Raw genomic sequence first — 18,368 nt, 5'->3', positions numbered from 1 at the left:
CCTTTTATAAGCTGAGACTTATTGCTGAATAAACTGATTCAGCTCTGGGTCGTTAATAATATTTTGAGTTAACTCGCCAATGAGCTTATTCATCTCTAGTTCAAGCGTAGCAAAGTCAGCACCGAATGGGCCTTTCAATAGTCCTTTCGCGCGGTAGCGTTTAGTCAGTTCTTGATTAGCGTTTTTAGCAATAACATTAATGATCACTTGGCTATTTGCTTCAAAACCAAAGGTACCCTCGTCAACGTCGGTAAGCAGTTGCTCTAACTGGATCTGCATATGTTTAACAGAGCCAGGGTCAATGCGGTAGCCAGCTTGAGTAAATCCATCCCTGAATACTTGATCCATTTGTACTCGTGGAGCTTCTGACGGGCTCACTAAGCGTGCAGCTTTGTCGCCGTCATTAAAGCGGACGATAAAGTTCGCTGAGCGTGTATCGATAGTCTCAAGTGCGACGGGAAGTGCCGACTCCGTTTGTAGTTCAATCGCAGGGACTTCTGGATTAAGTGCGATATGAGATGGCCCTTGGTTAGCACAACCTACTACAGATATGGCTGCAGTTATAAGTAAAAGTAAACGTTTCATTTTCACTATCATAGACAAATGTTTGATGCTATCAGCATACCAGAATAACGTTGGTATTCCAGCAGCTACGCTGCTCTTTTTATCGTTGCTTACCGGTTGCTAATATTGCTTATGGATTAATCTCGAGAACTTATTGTAGTATGGCGAAATTGATAGATGAGAAGCGTTAATTTATTTATAAACTGAGCGTTTCACTGTTGTTCTAAAAGCGTATTTAAAGGAGTTAATATGCGAATACTTTCTTTGCTGGTTGCTGGGTTACTCTGTGGCGATGCAATGGCTGCTCAAGGCGATCATATTATGGGCGCTAATGTGGGGTATGGTTCTCAAGATTTTGAGGGGATCACAAGCGATAGCTCAACAAGCGGTGATAATGTTATGTATGACATTTATTATCGTTATATGTGGCACGATAACTTTGGTGTTGAAGCGGGCTACCTTTCTGGTAGTGGCGGCATTATGAGCGCGTTTGTAGGGATAATAACCAAAGTAAATAGCATTGAATATAAGGGATTTAGAACAGCTCTATATGGCGAATATATGCTCTCTCAAAGCAACCGCCTTTACGCTAAGCTGGGGGCCAGCGCGAATGAACTTAGCTATGATTTAGAAGGCGGTAATGGTGGAGTAAGGTCTTTAAGTGACAATGGTGTAGATCTGTATACAGCTGTGGGATGGGGGATTAGGTTTAACTCAGATTTAGGCATGAACATTGAATATCAATATATCCCAATTCAAGAACTGACAGTACAAAATTTGAGTATTGGTATCAGTTACCGTTTTTAACCATTACCAACTAAATAGCGCGATTTAAGGCGCTATTTTTATGATTGACTCTTGATTTCATACCGCTAGATAACACATTTTTATGGCAAATAAATCTTGCATATCAACAAGAGGAACATGAAGGCTCTTGGCTATAGTGATACTTTATTGCAGATTTACAACGGCTACACTGTCGCTGAGTTTGTTTGGGAAGTGGCTTACTGTTCGCCAAATTAAGACTGCTTAGGCGTGACTTAAATTGAGCTTAAGGCCAATTGAGTAGCCTAAGACGTATAATGGTGATTATAGAGTGTAGCGATGAAATTGAGATTGACGCTTGCCGTCATAGCGACAGTAGCATGCGTACCAGTTCAAGCTGAGCATGTTATTGGGACTGGAGTAGGTATTGGTCTACAAGATTTTGAATCAGTTGATGGTGAAGAGATCGGCGTTAGTGACGGGATTAATACTGAGTTATTTTACCGCTATATGTTATCGGAACATTTTGGTATTGAAGCAGCGACCTATGCAGGAACCGGCGGAGTATTGAGCACATTAGGTGGCGTGTTATTTGATGTAAGAGATATGCGTTATACCGGAGTTAGGGCCTCGGCTTATAGCCACGTTTACCTGTCACAAGCTAATAAGCTATTTGCTAAAGTCGGAGTGACTCAGTCCCACCTAAAGTACAAGATAACGAATATTTGGAACCAAGAACCTTCACGGGAAGTATCGAGTCATGGCTCTGATATGTTCGTGGCCGTTGGGTGGGGGATGGACTTTAAGTCAGGAGTTGGCGTTACTGCGGAGTACCAATATCTGCCTATTCAAGAGATGAGGGTCAATAATTTTTCGGTAGGAGTTAATTACCGCTTTTAAGCTGTGGTAGCTTAAAAAGCGCTAAAAGAATAAGTCTTTTATTAGTTTACATGTTAGTAACAAAAATGTGGTTAACCGCTTTTAACCTGAGCCAGTTCCAGTTAGAGTAAAAGGTCAAGTAAGCTTAAGGACCTAACACTTATGTCTACGAATACAGCCCAGTGGACGCCCAAATTATTAACCAGTTCTGCAGCGCCGCAGCGTTTAATCGATGATAGAGGCCATGCGATATATGGTCATTTTGATGGTCCCGTAACGGAGCTTGGTGTCAAACACTTTGGCTACTTTAATGAAATGGATAAACCTGCATCGAGTTGGGCGAAGCATTTCGATTACAAGCAATTCCAGTTTATTAGCATAGTGACCCCTCATTACGTTATTGGTGTCGCACTGGCGGATATTCGCTATGTCGGCAGTGCCTTTTGCTATCTCTACGATATTGAACAAAATCAACTTATTGAAGTCAATTGGCTAAAGCCTTTAGGGCTGGGGTATCAAACTTCAGAGTCGCCCATGCAAGGTGTCGGCAAAATAAAAAGTGCAAAGGGCAGTATTGAATTTGTTATTGAACAAGGTGTCTGGCAGCTAAAGCTTAATACTTTGGGCATTGAGGCAAATTTGCATTTACAACCAGAACCTCTCAGTTTGCCTATGGCTATGTGTAACCCAACGGGTTACAGCGGTTGGACATATACTCAAAAACATAATGCATTAAAAGTGTCGGGGAGCTTAGTGATTAACCATGAGCCTCAGCCGTTGCAGCGCGCAGCTGCTGGCTATGACTTCAGTGCTGGCTATATGCGCCGCGAAACCAGTTGGCGCTGGGCAAGCATAAACAGTTTAACCAAGGACGGATCATCTATCGGATTGAACTTGGCAGCAGGAGTTAATGAGACTGGTTGCCATGAAAACGTATTTTGGTGCAACGGTGAACGTCATTTGCTTGGTGCGGTTCATTTTGATTTTATTCGGCAAATTAGTGATATGGAGCCTGCAAAGTCGTGGCGGATTTATTCTGAAAATGGTCAGGTTGATTTGAGGTTTACACCTAAAGATTGCCGTAAAGAAAAGCTAAACTTATGGCTGTTAAAGAGTAATTTTAGACAATATTTAGGCTATTTTGACGGCGTGATTACGGATAATTTTGGCCAAAAACATCAGCTACAAAAGGTATTAGGGCTAACAGAAGACCATTTTGCACGTTGGTAAAACGACCGTTACGTGTAATGGCTTAATGAACTCAATTGCGTTTAATAAACGACAGGCTTAAAAGAGAGTTCAGTATAAGGACAATAAGGACAATAAAAGATGGATTTTAACGCACTTATCGCGCACCCAGAAGTATTGTTGCTAGTACTGGCACCAGTGTTTTTCATCTGTATATTGCTAGAGTGGTATATGGGAGATAGACAAAATAAATTGCCGCTTAATGCCCGCTATCAATTACCCGAGGTACTTTGTAATTTTGCTTTAGCCGCAATGCATCAATTAACGGATATCTTGGCTGGTTTGCTTATCGCAAAGTTATATTTGATGTTTTTTGGTTGGCGTTTATTTGATATTGAAATGAATGTAATGACATTTGTGGTGTTAATGGTAGCGCAGGACTTTTGTTATTACTGGTTCCATCGAGCTAGCCACAGGATCCGCTGGATGTGGGCTGCTCATGTGGCTCACCATAGCTCAGAGAATATGAACTTTAGTACGGCATTTCGCCAAAGTTTAATGTACCCATTCGCTGGCATGTGGGTTTTTTGGTTGCCGCTAGTGGTTGTTGGGTTTGACCCTAACTGGGTTGTCTTTGTTGTGCTATTAAATTTAGGATTGCAGTTTTTTGTGCACACTCAGGCGGTTAGATCATTAGGTATATTGGAATGGGTCATTAACACGCCATCACACCACAGAGTACATCATGGGCGTAACCCTCAATATATTGATAAAAACTATGCAGGTATTTTGATTATCTGGGATCGTTTTTTTGGAACCTACGAGAAAGAGGTAGAGACTGTCGAGTATGGGATCACTAAACCCGTCAATAGTTTCAACCCGTTAGTGGTCACCTTTACTGAGTGGCGAGATATGTTTTCTGAGTTTTTTGCAGCGAATCGTACGTTGTCTCAGCGGTTTAGCGCTTTGTTTGCTCCGCCTGCGACGTCAGAACCAGCGGCTATGACAGTTAACTGTGCTGAAAAATCGGATGAAAGTCGAGATCCTGTGATAGAAACTGAATAGTTGACTATACAAAATGGTGAGCACTTTGCTCACCATTTTGTTGTATAAAGCTAATCAATATTGATTAAGCTTTTGGCTTACCGTAAAGCGCGCTTTGTGGATGTGGCTTATCGTCGTTTATATCGATAGCACAGTCATCAGGATCTTGCGCTTTTTTACTAATCTTCTGCGCTTGCAGAATAACGAACTTACCGTTCGATGCCACTGTAGTGCAGTTTTTGAAAATCCGTTGTAGTTTTACGTGGTAAGCCAGGTGCCGGTTACCAACAACATGCAAAATGCCGCCGTTTTTCAAACGTCTAAAAGCGTCTAAAAACATTTGCCAAGCAATATGGTCGGTGATGGCCTCACCTTGATGAAATGGTGGGTTGCATAACACAAGATCTGGGCGGAAGCCTTCGCTCATATTAGTTAAGCAGTCATCCCAGCCAAAGGTTGCTTGCTCACCGACTAATGCTGGATTATCAAGTTTATTGGCTAGCCAGTTTTCTCTTGCAGATGCTACAGCCATTTCAGAGTCATCGATAAAATGAATGTAAGCTTCAGGGAAAACTTGTTTAGCATGCAGACCTAAAATACCGTTACCACAACCTAAGTCGACAATAGATTTAAAGTCACCCTTTGGCATATTATCAAGCATGATGCGAGCACCAATATCGAGCTTGTTGGCTGCAAATACGTTACTCATGTTACTGATCTGCAGTTTAAACTCAGCTACAGACCAAGTGGTAGATTTTGGTAACGAACGCGCCTTGCCATCACTAATACAGGTAATAACTCGAGTCTTTTTCCAAGTCAGGCTCGCACTTGCAGGACCTAGGTTTTGGCTAATGGTTTCTAATAAAGATTTATTAATTGATTTAGCTTTAGCGCCAATCAGAACTTGAGTACCTGCTGGCAATACCTGAGATAGTCTACTTAGCTGGTGGGCAAAATAGTTTAGATTTTTAGGTAGTTTCATCAATACCAGCTCAAGCTCATGTGGTAACTCATCACGACTGTTGACCCAACTGATTGTGTCAGTAGCTAACTGGTTACGCTCAAGGTTTTGGTTTGTACCTAATAAACTTGTTTTCGCATCAGTTTCTAAGGTTAGCGGCCAGCTTGGATCAATAGATAACAACCCAGCAGTGATCGCACCAAAGTTATCATTGATAATCGCGGTATTTACAACGCTTTGTTCAGTATCGATTAGATGTTTTATAAGGTGCTCATCGGCAGCGTCCCATGCCTGCAGATTCGATTCTTGTCTGCTAGGGTAACGGAAGAGTTCGAGTTCTATACCCGATACAGAAAGTTGTGTAGTCATATGCCAATAAGTACCAAATAAATTAGGGCGCATATTATCGCAGATTTATGATCTCAGGTATATGATGTGGATAAGGGACTTTTTTGACTCTGTGAGTGATTATGATTAATAGAGCAAAAATAGAGGCTAAGATGAAGCAGGTAGACTTGAATTTTGAGCAGCAAAAAGTAGCTGAAACAGGTAAAGAGCCAACTAACCTTTCTAACTGCGATAGCGCTCTATTACTAACAAGTGACAAATCAGGTTTGATGTCTAATAGAGATGTTACCTCTCAAAGCCAAAGCAAGCTTTCGCCTCCTTGTACATTAATTAAAGGCTATCTCAACTTAAAACAACAAAATGCGCTGTTGAAAGAGGCTGATAGTTACCCGTTAACCCGCCCAGAAGTTATGGTTTATGGTAAAAGCCATCCTATTCCTCGCAGTCAAATTTGGTTTGCTGATCTAGGCTGTGACTATTTTTATTCAGGTCTATTTATTGAGGCGCAGCCTTGGCCGCATTATGCACAAAAATTGCGCCATAAACTGGAACGAGAATTTGGCTTATTGAGTAATGGCGTATTAGTTAATCGCTATGCTAATGGTCATGAATCTATGGGCTGGCATAGTGATGATGAAAAAGAGATAGCACCTAGCAGCGATATTGCTTCGGTTACAGTGGGAGCTAGTCGTGACTTTTTTGTTCGCCATAAGCAGACACAGCAAAAACATTGCTTCTATTTGGAAAGTGGTGATCTGCTGATAATGCATTGGCCAATGCAAAAAGATTGGGAGCATTCATTACCTAAACGCTTAAAGGTTAGTGAGTCTAGGATAAACTTTACTTTCAGGCAGTTAATCGTCAATTACCATCAATTAAAATAATTAGTGGTGCACAGCTTTGATAGTTACTTAGCTTGTTTTGGTGGTTCTCTAAAGTGAGCTCTTAGTTATCGTTTATTGTAAGTCGTATGCCGACAGGCCAATGGTGCCATGAGTTGATCTTTAAAGGCGATAGCAGTACTCTGCCGCAATCGCATTTATGCCTTATTCGAGAACATCGTTATGTCAGTAGCACAGATCATTACCGAAAAACTCACCGCGGCCTTATCGCCGTCGCATTTAGAAGTGATTAACGAAAGCCATAATCACCATGTACCACCAAACTCTGAAACACACTTTAAAGTCATTGTGACGAGTAGTGACTTTGAAGGTAAGCGCTTAATTGGCCGTCATCGTGCGGTAAATGAGGCATTAGCTGAGGAGTTTGCTCAAGGCTTACATGCATTATCAATGCACACATACACGCCACAAGAGTGGGCTGCTGAAACAGACGTACCAGCTTCACCTAAATGTAAAGGTTAAATGTGTAAACACATTTAGGACAAGACGGTTAGGTAATCTAAAGCCATGGCAATTTGCTGTGGCTTTTTCGTATGTGGATTTTAGGGGAGGGCTATTTATACCAATCAGTATAAACATTTAGTCGCTCAGCGAGAGTTTAGCGGTTTTGAGGCAAGGTCATTAAGTACTCCTCGGTAACTGCTCCTGCGTTACTCTACTATAGTCGTGCTTTAATGACATTCGCTGCATCCATGCAGCTCGCAACGAGCGAAGGGCATAGTTATTCTACGTTCAAGTTCCCTCTTTGTTTATTAAGAGTCACAGCATCAGAATCGCTAAAACTCGCCAGTTTGGAACGTTTTTGGCTGCCTACTTCTGCGTTGAATAGATTTATAAGGGAATAACCATTATTACAGCTATTCGCCTTGAATTAGTTTGCCAAAAATCGTTCTGAGCTGATCAAATTCTTATACTGATTGGTATTAGGCGCTAATGCCTCTAAGGGAGTGCTACCATCATTGTCATATAACTAAGGTAACATCAGCCTCTAGGCTCTGGGTGGTAGTGAAACTAATCAAGCAATTAAGCACTAGTTTATCCTGCTAAGGTTTGGGGAAGAGAAGTCATAAATGTTAGAAAAGAGATAACGATGAAAAATCTTTGTGATAGTTCTAGTTGACTACAAGCTTATGCTGGGTAAGTATCATTTGCTATAAAAATAGCCTTTGCTGCCAACAGTGGGTAGAGCTAACAAATAAATAGGTTCACGAGCACAGAGGCTTTGTGAGTGTAGATTACTTAGGTGAATTTGGAGAATTGCCATGCCGTTATTAGATAGTTTTACCGTTGACCATACTCGTATGAACGCACCTGCAGTGCGTGTAGCTAAATCAATGGCCACACCTAAGGGCGATACAATCACTGTATTTGATCTACGTTTTTGTGTGCCAAATAAAGATATTTTGAGTGAGCGCGGCATACACACGTTAGAACACCTTTTTGCCGGCTTTATGCGTGATCATTTAAATGGTGGTGACATTGAAATTATCGATATCTCACCAATGGGCTGCCGCACAGGTTTTTATATGAGCTTAATCGGCACTCCTAGCGAGTCTGTTGTCGCTGACTCGTGGTTAGCGGCTATGCAAGATGTACTAAAGGTTGCTGAGCAATCAGAGATCCCGGAGCTAAATGAGTATCAGTGTGGTACTTATGAGATGCATTCACTCGATCAAGCAAAAACGATAGCACGTAATATTATTGCGGCAGGGATTAACGTTAACCGTAATGATGACCTCAGCCTAAGTGAAGAGATTTTAAAAGGCCTCTAATGGAATAAACCGATAGAGAAATGGCTAAAATATACGAAAAAGCAGCTTAGGCTGCTTTTTTTGTGCTGATCGCTTAATTGTCTGATAAAGCTTATTGGCGCACGCATTGAAATCATTCGCTATTGTTAGTTCAATTATCCCTCTGTGCCAGCGAAACAGTGTTCACGTTTAACGCTGGTTTAGGTTTTGCAAAGTGTCAAAATCTTCATTTTGTTAACAATATAGATTTAATTATTCGCTTATTTAGCTTTTAAGCATGCTTTAAGTGCTAAATGCTAGCTATTTGCTTTAGTGATATGTGAGCCAGTTTGCAGGCTTGAAATAGAGTTTGTGCTGTGTTTTGTTTGCTGGTCCCTCTGTGTGATGCACGTCTCGTGAGTTCAATTAATCAGCATTTAAACGAAAGTGTAAATTTTATTATTAACAATAACTATAACAGTGTTATGAAAGCGTAAAAGTTAATTAAGCTCTTTAAATGTATAGAGAATGTGGCCTGTGGCTATATTAATTGATTCTTAATATCTTCGCGAATTTAAGATGTTTGTTACAAAAACGCTCTTAAGCATTTAAAACAGAGACAATTTTCGTGGCGAGCTCGTGATATTTGGGGTAAAATGCGCGCGACCAGCGTGATTTTGATCGCACTTTGGCGATAAATTAGCGCTAGCTCAACACGAATTTGAGGTTTGTTTAAAACTTGTGTGTTTAGCAGGAACGCGGCGCATTGTCTTTCCTTCATAACGTAGTGCTTGTGGATATGATTACAATAAAGAAAGGATTGGACCTGCCTATTGCAGGTGGGCCAGAACAAGTTATCCATGATGGTAAAGCCATCAAACATGTAGCTATTTTGGGTGAAGAGTATATTGGCTTACGTCCTACCATGAAAATTAAGGTGGGAGATAAAGTTAAAAAAGGTCAGATTCTTTTTGAAGATAAGAAGAATCTAGGCGTGATATACACAGCTTCAGCCAGTGGCACAATTTCCGAAGTTAACCGGGGCGCTCAGCGTGTTCTGCAGTCTGTTGTTATAGAAATGGAAGGAGATGAAAGCATCTCTTTTGCTAAATATGACGCCACTGCTATCGACACGATTGAGACACAGCAAGTACGTGACAACCTGATCCAATCAGGTTTGTGGACTGCTTTGCGTACGCGTCCTTTCAGCAAAGTACCTAGCGTAGATTCTACAGCTGCAGGTATTTTCGTCACCGCTATCGACACTCAACCATTAGCAGCAGATCCTGTTGTTGTGATTGCAGAGCATAAAGCTGATTTTGAAAATGGTCTAAAGCTACTTTCAAAGTTAACTGAAGGTAAGGTTTACCTTTGTAAAGCACCTGGCGCAGATATTCCAAGCGCTAATGCTCAGGTTGAAGAGTTTGCCGGTCTGCATCCTGCGGGATTGCCAGGTACGCACATTCATAACCTATTACCGGCTTCTGTAACTAGAACAGTTTGGCACATCAACTACCAAGACGTGATTGCGGTTGGTAAGTTGTTCACAACCGGTGAGCTTTATACTCAACGTGTTGTTGCTATTGGCGGCCCTAAAGCTGTTAAGCCTCGCTTAGTTCGCACTCATGTTGGTGCATCTATGGTGCAGCTACTTGACGGTGAAACCGCTGAGGGTACAGTTCGCTCTATCTCTGGTTCTGTTTTAAACGGCCGTAACGCGATAGGTCCTCATGCTTATCTTGGTCGTTATCACAACCAAGTTAGCTTGCTAGAAGAAGGCACAGAGAAAGAACTATTCGGTTGGGCAATGCCTGGCGCTAATAAATTCTCAATAACACGTGCATTCCTCGGGCACCTTTCATCTTCTCGTCTGTTCAACATGACAACGAGTACAGGTGGTAGTGACCGTGCAATGGTGCCAATTGGTAACTATGAGCGTGTTATGCCGCTAGATATTTTGCCAACAATGCTACTTCGTGACCTTGTTTCAGGTGACTACGATGGCGCTGCTACATTAGGTGCGTTGGAGTTAGACGAAGAAGATTTGGCACTGTGTACTTTCGTATGTCCAGGTAAATATGACTATGCGTCATATCTACGTGACTGCTTAGATACGATTGTGAGGGAAGGCTAATGGGCTTAAAACAGTTTTTCGAAAATATTGAACCGCAGTTTGAAAAAGGCGGTAAATATGAGAAGTTTTATGCACTTTTTGAAGCTGCATACACTGTCTTTTATACGCCAGGTCACGTAAACAAGGGTCGTACCCATGTGCGCGATAACCTGGACCTGAAGCGTATGATGATTACGGTTTGGGCATGTACATTCCCTGCGATGTTTTTGGGTATGTTCAACGTCGGCTTGCAAGCTCAAGATGCATTAGCGGCTGGTTTTGCTGCTCCTGACACTTGGCAGGTCGCAATGTTCGGTATGTTCGGTACTGAATTAACTGCAAACTCAGGCATCGCTGCATTAATGTGGTATGGCGCTTGTTGGTTCTTACCCATATATGCAGTGACGTTTGCTGTCGGTGGTATTTGGGAAGTACTATTTGCATCAGTACGTGGGCATGAAGTTAACGAAGGTTTCTTTGTTACCTCAATCCTTTTCGCATTAACACTACCAGCAACAATTCCACTATGGATGGTTGCACTAGGTATTACCTTTGGTGTTGTGGTTGCGAAAGAGATCTTTGGTGGTACAGGCCGTAACTTCCTAAACCCTGCTCTTGCCGGTCGTGCATTCCTATTCTTCGCTTACCCGCTAAATATGTCAGGTGACACCACTTGGGTTGTTGCAGACGGCTTCTCTGGTGCAACAGCACTGAGCCAAGCAGCGCAAGGCACATTAGAATACGGTCTAACACAAGACTGGTGGAACGCTTTCTTCGGTTTCATTCCTGGTTCTGTTGGTGAAGTTTCTACCTTAGCTATCTTAATTGGTGGCGCGGTTATCATCTATACCCGTATCGCTTCATGGCGCATTGTTAGTGGTGTGATGGTCGGTATGATTGCCGTTTCTTACCTACTTAACTTTATCGGTAGCGATACTAACCCAATGTTTGCAATGCCTTGGTACTGGCACCTTGTTTTAGGTGGCTTTGCGTTCGGTATGATGTTTATGGCGACAGACCCTGTTTCAGCGTCTTTCACTAATAACGCAAAATGGGCTTACGGTATTCTTATCGGTGCTATGGCAGTATTTATTCGCGTTATCAACCCTGCGTTCCCTGAAGGCATGATGTTGGCTATCTTGTTCGCGAATCTATTTGCTCCATTATTTGACCATTTCGTGGTTCAGTCGAATATCAAGCGGAGGATTGCACGTGGCTAGTAATAAAGATTCTTTCGGTAGAACGCTGTTTGTTGTTGTTGGTTTGTGTTTCATCTGCTCAATGTTCGTTTCGACGGCTGCAGTATTGTTGAAACCAACTCAGCAAGAAAACAAGCTTCTTGATAAGCAAAAGTACATTCTAGAAGCGGCAGGTCTTATCAATCCTCGTGAAGGTAAAATTGAAAAGGCGCAAGTACTAGAAACATACAACAAGTATGTTGAAGCTAGACTGGTTGACCTGAAAACAGGTGAGTTTGTTGCTGGCGACGCTGATACTTTTGATACCGAAAAAGCAGCACGTACTCCGGCTACTTCATTTGTGCCTGAAAACGACATTGCATCAGTTAAACGCGTAGCTAATGAAGCTGTTGTTTACCTAGTGCATGATGATAACAAGCAACTACAAACAGTGATTATCCCTGTTAAAGGTTACGGCTTGTGGTCAACAATGTTTGCTTTCTTAGCGGTTGAGCCAGACTTGAACACGATTCGTAGTTTGGTCTACTACAGCTTTACCGGCTCTGGTGAAACACCAGGTCTAGGTGGTGAAGTTCAAAATCCTCAGTGGATTGCTAAGTGGACTGGTAAGAAGCTATATAACGACAAGGGTGAGCTAGCGATTAGCGTCACTAAAAACCCAACTGTAGCTGCTTCGCCATACGGTGTTGATGCATTATCTGGTGCAACGCTTACCGGTAACGGTGTACAAAACTCACTTGAATTTTGGTTAGGTGAAGAAGGTTTTGCACGCTTTATCGAAAAGGCTCGCAATGGAGGGCTTAGCTAATGGCTGATGCTAAAGAACTTAAATCGGTTCTAATAGGACCTATTGTCAGCAACAACCCGATTGCTTTGCAAATCTTGGGTGTATGTAGTGCCTTGGCTGTAACCAGTAAAATGGAAACAGCTTTGGTAATGACAATCGCACTTACTGCCGTATGTGCTTTGTCTAACTTATTCATCTCGCTGATCCGTAACCACATTCCAAGCAGTGTACGTATTATCGTGCAGATGACGATTATTGCGTCGCTAGTAATCGTGGTTGACCAAGTACTGCAAGCTTACGCTTACGATGTTGCTAAGCAGCTGTCTGTATTCGTTGGTTTGATTATTACTAACTGTATCGTAATGGGCCGTGCAGAGGCTTATGCGATGAAGACTCCGCCAATGATGAGCTTCATGGACGGTATCGGTAATGGTCTAGGTTACGGTGCAATCTTGTTATCAGTTGGCTTCGTACGTGAGTTGTTTGGTAATGGTTCACTATTTGGCATTGAAATCTTAAGCAAGATTTCAGACGGTGGCTGGTACCAGCCTAACGGCCTATTGCTGCTTCCTCCAAGTGCGTTCTTCCTGATCGGTGCATTGATCTGGATTATTCGTGTGATGAAGCCTGAGCAAGTAGAAGCGAAAGGATAAGCATAATGGAACATTATATTAGTCTATTAATCCGTTCTGTTTTCATTGAAAACATGGCGCTATCCTTTTTCCTTGGTATGTGTACTTTCCTTGCGGTATCTAAGAAAGTAAAAACTGCCATGGGTCTAGGTGTTGCAGTTATCGTTGTACTGGCAATTTCAGTACCGGTTAACCAAATCATCTATCAAGGTATTCTTGCTCCAGGCGCACTCGCTTGGGCAGGTGTTCCAGATGCTGACTTGAGCTTCTTGAAGTTCATCACCTTTATCGGTGTGATTGCAGCTTTGGTTCAAATCCTTGAAATGACATTGGATAAGTATTTCCCACCGTTATACAACGCATTGGGGATCTTCTTACCACTTATCACAGTAAACTGCGCAATTTTCGGTGCGGTATCTTTCATGGTTGAGCGTGATTACAACCTAGGTGAAAGTTTAGTGTTTGGTATTGGTTCTGGTATCGGTTGGGCATTAGCACTTGTGCTGCTTGCTGGTATCCGTGAGAAGTTAAAATATGCTGATGTTCCTGATGGGCTTCGCGGTCTAGGTATTACCTTTGTTACCGCTGGTTTGATGGCTCTAGGTTTCATGTCGTTCTCTGGTGTGTCTCTGTAAAGGGGCACCATAACGACGTCTTAATTTGAACCTTTAAGGATAAGTTAATGGGTATTCTAGAATCTACACCAATCGATGTATATCTCGGTGTGAGTATGTTTACCGCAATCGTATTGGTCTTGGTATTGGTGATTTTATTCGCCAAATCAAAGCTAGTAGCAAGCGGTGACGTCACTATTGGCATCAATGATGATGCTGATAAAGCAATTAAAACTGCTGCTGGTGGCAAGCTACTTGGCGCGTTAGCAGAAAGCGGTATTTTCGTATCGTCTGCTTGTGGTGGCGGTGGTACTTGTGGTCAGTGTAAAGTCCACGTTAAATCAGGTGGTGGCGATATTCTACCAACTGAAATGGACCACATCAGCAAAGGTGAAGCCCGTGGCGGTTGCCGTTTATCTTGTCAGGTAAACGTAAAAACTGACATGGAGATTGAACTAGAAGAAGAGATCTTTGGTGTTAAGAAGTGGGAATGTGAAGTTATTTCTAACGATAGCAAAGCCACTTTCATTAAAGAGCTTAAGCTGCAAATTCCAGATGGCGACTCTGTTCCATTCCGTGCGGGTGGTTATATTCAGATTGAAGCGCCTGCGCACCATGTTAAATATGCAGATTATGATATTCCTGCTGAATACCGTGGCGACTGGGAACACTTTGGGTTCTTCAACTTAGAATCAAAAGTTGATGACGAAACAATCCGTGCATACTCGATGGCGAACTATCCTCTTGAGGAAGGTATCATCATGTTGAACGTACGTATTGCGTCACCACCTCCACGTGATCTATCTCTGCCTTGCGGTAAGATGTCATCATACATCTTTAGCCTAAAAGCAGGTGACAAGGTGACTATTTCTGGTCCATTTGGTGAGTTCTTCGCTAAAGAAACTGACGCAGAAATGGTATTTATCGGTGGTGGTGCTGGTATGGCGCCAATGCGCTCACATATCTTCGACCAGCTTAAGCGTCTTAACTCTAAGCGTAAGATGAGCTTCTGGTACGGTGCACGTTCTAGCCGTGAAATGTTCTATGTAGAAGATTTCGATGGCCTAGCGGCAGACAATGACAACTTTAAGTGGCATGTTGCCTTGTCTGATCCACAGCCTGAAGATAACTGGGATGGCTACACTGGCTTTATTCATAACGTATTGTTTGAAAACTACTTACGTGACCATGAAGCACCAGAAGATTGTGAGTACTACATGTGTGGCCCACCAATGATGAATGCAGCTGTTATCGGTATGCTTAAAGATCTTGGTGTCGAAGATGAAAACATCCTGTTGGATGACTTCGGTGGCTAACCCTTCTCTTATTGGAGATCTAGGTCAATATGTTTAAGACCTTAGTAAATTGGCTGGCCCTTATTGGGTTAGCCTTTTTTATTTCAGCTTGTACTAAACAAGCTGAAGTGATTTCACTGTCTGGCAACACTATGGGCACGACTTACCACATTAAAGTTGTGCCTAATGATAAGCTGCCAGATCCCCAGTTACTGCAAGCAGAGATTGATTTAGCTTTAGAGCAAGTCAATGATCAAATGTCGACATACCGACCGAACTCTGAGTTGTCTAAATTTAATCAGTTAACTCGCCAAGATAAGGTTGAAGTGTCGGAAGATACTGCCAAAGTAATTGCTGAAGGATTAACATTATATAAGACCACTGATGGCGCCTTAGATATTACGCTTGGACCGTTAGTGAATTTATGGGGCTTTGGCCCTGATAAAAGACCGACTCAAATACCTACTCAGCAAGAGATTGATATTGCAAGAGAACGTACTGGGATTGACGCTATAGTGGTTGAAGGTAACAAGATCAGTAAGCTTAACCCTGATATCTATGTCGACTTATCTTCTATTGCAAAAGGTTTCGGTGTTGATAAAATAGCCGCCTTGTTGGATAAATATCAACCAATGGGGTATTTGGTTGAAATTGGTGGAGAGATCAGTTTGCGTGGTACTAAAGCCGACGGTTCACCATGGCGCATTGCAATAGAGAAGCCTGGTGATAGTGGTAATGGTATTCAACAAGTGATAGCGCCAAAAAATATGGCGATGGCGACATCAGGTGATTATCGTAATTATTACGAAGAAGACGGCCAGCGTTTTTCACACTTGATTGACCCGCGTACAGGTTACCCTATCAATCATAGGTTAGCGTCTGTGACAGTGCTGCATGAAGAGTCTATGATTGCAGATGGTTACGCTACCGCTATGATGGTATTAGGTACTCAAGCGTCACTAGAACTTGCTAAACGTGAGCATCTAGCGATAATGCTTATTGAAAAGCAAGATGATGGCTTTAAAGTTTTCTACAGTGAAGCTTTCAAACCATTCGTTACTCAGTAGTTGGAGTCGAATATGAGCACATTTATTGCGGCCTTTGTCGTTTTATTAGGTTTCTTTTTCTTAATGTCGATAGGCTATTTAGTCAAGCGGCAAGCTGTGGCTGGTAGCTGCGGTGGTTTAGGCGCGCTCGGAATTGAAAAGGCGTGTGACTGTGATGATCCATGCGATAAGCGCAAAGCACGTATGGCAGAACAAGAACGCCGTGAAAAATTAGAACAAAACCGTATCATCTAATTTTGCATAACTTGCAACACTTAAGGCTCCTTAATAAGGAGCCTTTTTTATATCATTTTTAACTAAGCCAGCCGCTTATTACTGCCGAAATATCCACGATAATGGCCTAACGTTACGACGGTCTTTTATCATTATAATCCTCATCTCTTGTAATCCCCTAGTTTTGCTGCAGTAATTGCTGGCTTAATTCATGAATTGCTTATTAATAATTGTAGTAGTAATGAGAATGGTTATCTTTACTAACCTTTTGAAATATAAAGTTTATTTGTATTTGATTGTTTTTTGTTCTAGGTTGTAAACATTGATATAGATCAATTTAACTAAGGATGAACAGATGAAAGGACAACCTAAGGTCATTAGTCAGCTAAACAAGGTGCTGACCAGCGAGCTTACCGCAATTAATCAGTATTTCCTCCATGCGCGCATGTTTAAGAATTGGGGGCTAGGTGAGCTCAATGAAAAGGCTTATAAAAAATCCATTCAAGACATGAAACATGCCGATAAATTAATTGAGCGGGTGTTGTTCCTTGAAGGCCTGCCAAATTTGCAGCAATTAGACAAGTTACGTATTGGTGAGCACAGTCAAGAGATGCTTGAGTGTGACAAAGTCATGCTAGAAGAAGAGCTGGTCGTTTTGCGTGAAGCAATTGCTCTATGTGAGACCGAAGCTGACTATGTTAGTAGAGATATTTTAGAAGACTTACTCGAAGATGAAGAAGAACATCTCGATTGGTTAGAAGCCCAGCTAGAGCTTATATCGCTTACTGGGATGCAGAATTACTTACAATCTAAGATGGATTAACAGGAGGCGTTATGAAAGGTAATAAAGAAGTCATCGATACTCTTAATAAGCTGCTTACTGGTGAACTGTCGGCAATGGATCAGTATTTCGTGCATGGCCTTATGTATGAAGATTGGGGCCTGAATGAGTTGCATGAGCGCATTTCTCACGAAAGTGACGATGAACGTGAACATGCTAAAAAATTGGTACAGCGGATTCTATTTCTTGAGGGCACGCCAGATGTGGCGAGTCGAGAGCCGCTTAACATTGGTAAAGATACCGAGCAGATGCTAAAGAACGACTTAGCTTATGAGTATCAGGTTGCAGACAACTTACGCAGTGCGATTGCGCTTTGTGAAAGCAAACAAGACTATGAAAGTCGTGAGATCCTTGAGGTTCTGCTAGAAGAGACTGAGTCTGATCATATGTATTGGCTCGAAAAGCAGCTGGGTTTAATCGACAAAGTCGGTTTACAAAATTATCTGCAAAGCAAGATGTAGCAATAGGTTGTTGCCTCCTTATTAAAAAAGGCGCTATATAGCGTCTTTTTTATTACTGTCGAGGGGGAACTAATTCTGGTTAGGTGTTTTATCGTAATTGCTGCCGAGTTCAATCAGACTATATCGACTTTCAAGCTAATGCTGCAATTTGCTTAATGCTCTTGTATCGCGCTAAGTTTTCTTTGGGTATATAACTCACAAATACTATTTCATAAGGTTTTAGTAATTACATTTCAGGTATCTGCTCCAATTTACTTTAATGCAGCTCGAAAAATAAGCAGACTTAAAATCCTTGGCTATACTTAAATAGGATTGAAAGGACTATGACTCAATAAGGTTTATACAGCAGATATTCAGCTACTAGCACCTATTCTTAGTGAATACTGCAATATTGCATATAAATTACATCTTATTCGAGTTAGCAAGCATCAGGAGGAAGCTTATGTTTACTGCTACTAAACCAAGTGCTACTACTCTAGATGTAGATAGCCAGTTCCAAGTCGACTTTTTACTTGAGTGTATCGAGCGTCATGAAAAGCAGCTTGAGCAAACCAGTAACCTTAAGTCAGCAAGTAAAATTATCGCTAGTCCAGTCACGACTCGCTCAGTATTATCTAGCGAAGAACTCGCTATGTTAACGACTCTTTTTTGAACTAAATATTTACATATTATTTGCTGTTATTTCTGTTTAGATATTTAAACCACTAAAGCTAGTCAAATTAGCCCAATATTTTAGCTCTATTGGTCCCTCCAATGGTTTTACCT

The 18,368-nt window shown here is 41.8% G+C and carries 20 protein-coding genes; 18 read left to right on the top strand and 2 right to left on the bottom strand.

What is annotated here, in order from left to right; genetic code table 11:
- Positions 1–18: 18 nt before the first annotated feature.
- Entirely contained in the window at positions 19–585 is a 567-nt protein-coding gene (locus L2747_RS08945) for a YajG family lipoprotein (RefSeq protein ID WP_248998707.1), read from the bottom strand.
- Positions 586–813: 228 nt separating this feature from the next.
- On the opposite strand from L2747_RS08945, the gene L2747_RS08940 reads away from it, so the two are divergent.
- The 4 genes from L2747_RS08940 (at position 814) to L2747_RS08925 (ending at position 4,461) form a co-directional block, all read left to right on the top strand.
- A complete protein-coding gene (locus tag L2747_RS08940) occupies positions 814–1,371 on the top strand; it encodes a porin family protein (protein ID WP_248998706.1) in 558 nt (185 codons plus the stop codon).
- 297 nt (positions 1,372–1,668) lie between these two features.
- Positions 1,669–2,229 (top strand): porin family protein, encoded by a 561-nt coding sequence (locus L2747_RS08935; protein WP_248998705.1) that lies wholly within the window; start codon positions 1,669–1,671, stop codon positions 2,227–2,229.
- 141 nt (positions 2,230–2,370) lie between these two features.
- Positions 2,371–3,438 (top strand): DUF2804 domain-containing protein, encoded by a 1,068-nt coding sequence (locus L2747_RS08930; protein ID WP_248998704.1) that lies wholly within the window; start codon positions 2,371–2,373, stop codon positions 3,436–3,438.
- Positions 3,439–3,537: 99 nt separating this feature from the next.
- Positions 3,538–4,461 carry a sterol desaturase family protein gene (locus L2747_RS08925; RefSeq protein WP_248998703.1) on the top strand — a complete coding sequence of 308 codons (924 nt, stop codon included), beginning with the start codon at positions 3,538–3,540 and terminating at the stop codon, positions 4,459–4,461.
- A gap of 64 nt (positions 4,462–4,525) precedes the next feature.
- On the opposite strand, the gene L2747_RS08920 is transcribed toward L2747_RS08925, so the two are convergent.
- Entirely contained in the window at positions 4,526–5,770 is a 1,245-nt protein-coding gene (locus L2747_RS08920; RefSeq protein ID WP_248998702.1) for a methyltransferase, read from the bottom strand.
- A 248-nt stretch (positions 5,771–6,018) separates the two neighbouring features.
- On the opposite strand from L2747_RS08920, the gene L2747_RS08915 reads away from it, so the two are divergent.
- The 14 genes from L2747_RS08915 (at position 6,019) to L2747_RS08850 (ending at position 18,255) form a co-directional block, all read left to right on the top strand.
- Positions 6,019–6,633, top strand: coding sequence for an alpha-ketoglutarate-dependent dioxygenase AlkB family protein (locus tag L2747_RS08915; protein WP_248998759.1), 615 nt, complete (start codon positions 6,019–6,021; stop codon positions 6,631–6,633).
- Between the two features lie 180 nt (positions 6,634–6,813).
- Entirely contained in the window at positions 6,814–7,113 is a 300-nt protein-coding gene (locus L2747_RS08910; RefSeq protein WP_248998701.1) for a BolA family protein, read from the top strand.
- An 800-nt stretch (positions 7,114–7,913) separates the two neighbouring features.
- Entirely contained in the window at positions 7,914–8,423 is a 510-nt protein-coding gene (luxS, locus tag L2747_RS08905; RefSeq protein ID WP_248998700.1) for an S-ribosylhomocysteine lyase, read from the top strand.
- A 757-nt stretch (positions 8,424–9,180) separates the two neighbouring features.
- Positions 9,181–10,515 (top strand): Na(+)-translocating NADH-quinone reductase subunit A, encoded by a 1,335-nt coding sequence (locus L2747_RS08900; RefSeq protein ID WP_248998699.1) that lies wholly within the window; start codon positions 9,181–9,183, stop codon positions 10,513–10,515.
- Complete coding sequence (locus tag L2747_RS08895; RefSeq protein WP_248998698.1) at positions 10,515–11,714, top strand: NADH:ubiquinone reductase (Na(+)-transporting) subunit B; 1,200 nt, start codon at positions 10,515–10,517, stop codon at positions 11,712–11,714. Before L2747_RS08900 ends, L2747_RS08895 begins: the two co-directional genes overlap by 1 nt.
- Complete coding sequence (locus L2747_RS08890; protein ID WP_220780037.1) at positions 11,707–12,501, top strand: Na(+)-translocating NADH-quinone reductase subunit C; 795 nt, start codon at positions 11,707–11,709, stop codon at positions 12,499–12,501. Before L2747_RS08895 ends, L2747_RS08890 begins: the two co-directional genes overlap by 8 nt.
- Entirely contained in the window at positions 12,501–13,133 is a 633-nt protein-coding gene (locus L2747_RS08885; protein ID WP_028769180.1) for an NADH:ubiquinone reductase (Na(+)-transporting) subunit D, read from the top strand. The genes L2747_RS08890 and L2747_RS08885 overlap by 1 nt, the downstream gene beginning before the upstream one ends.
- Positions 13,134–13,138: 5 nt before the next feature.
- Complete coding sequence (gene nqrE, locus L2747_RS08880; RefSeq protein ID WP_220780036.1) at positions 13,139–13,747, top strand: NADH:ubiquinone reductase (Na(+)-transporting) subunit E; 609 nt, start codon at positions 13,139–13,141, stop codon at positions 13,745–13,747.
- A 47-nt stretch (positions 13,748–13,794) separates the two neighbouring features.
- Positions 13,795–15,042 (top strand): NADH:ubiquinone reductase (Na(+)-transporting) subunit F, encoded by a 1,248-nt coding sequence (nqrF, locus tag L2747_RS08875; RefSeq protein WP_248998697.1) that lies wholly within the window; start codon positions 13,795–13,797, stop codon positions 15,040–15,042.
- Positions 15,043–15,071: 29 nt separating this feature from the next.
- Complete coding sequence (locus L2747_RS08870) at positions 15,072–16,088, top strand: FAD:protein FMN transferase (protein ID WP_248998696.1); 1,017 nt, start codon at positions 15,072–15,074, stop codon at positions 16,086–16,088.
- A 12-nt stretch (positions 16,089–16,100) separates the two neighbouring features.
- On the top strand, positions 16,101–16,322 hold the full coding sequence (gene nqrM, locus L2747_RS08865) for a (Na+)-NQR maturation NqrM (protein WP_012156314.1): 222 nt from the start codon (positions 16,101–16,103) through the stop codon (positions 16,320–16,322).
- A gap of 334 nt (positions 16,323–16,656) precedes the next feature.
- Positions 16,657–17,124 carry a bacterioferritin gene (gene bfr, locus L2747_RS08860; RefSeq protein ID WP_248998695.1) on the top strand — a complete coding sequence of 156 codons (468 nt, stop codon included), beginning with the start codon at positions 16,657–16,659 and terminating at the stop codon, positions 17,122–17,124.
- 11 nt (positions 17,125–17,135) lie between these two features.
- Positions 17,136–17,603 carry a bacterioferritin gene (bfr, locus tag L2747_RS08855; protein ID WP_248998694.1) on the top strand — a complete coding sequence of 156 codons (468 nt, stop codon included), beginning with the start codon at positions 17,136–17,138 and terminating at the stop codon, positions 17,601–17,603.
- Positions 17,604–18,045: 442 nt separating this feature from the next.
- Entirely contained in the window at positions 18,046–18,255 is a 210-nt protein-coding gene (locus tag L2747_RS08850; protein ID WP_248998693.1) for a hypothetical protein, read from the top strand.
- Positions 18,256–18,368: the final 113 nt, after the last annotated feature.

The organism is Shewanella marinintestina, assembly GCF_023283845.1.
GTDB classification, from domain to species: domain Bacteria; phylum Pseudomonadota; class Gammaproteobacteria; order Enterobacterales; family Shewanellaceae; genus Shewanella; species Shewanella marinintestina.
Note: the sequence above shows the minus strand (reverse complement) of the source record. Positions and strands in the feature narration are given on the sequence as shown.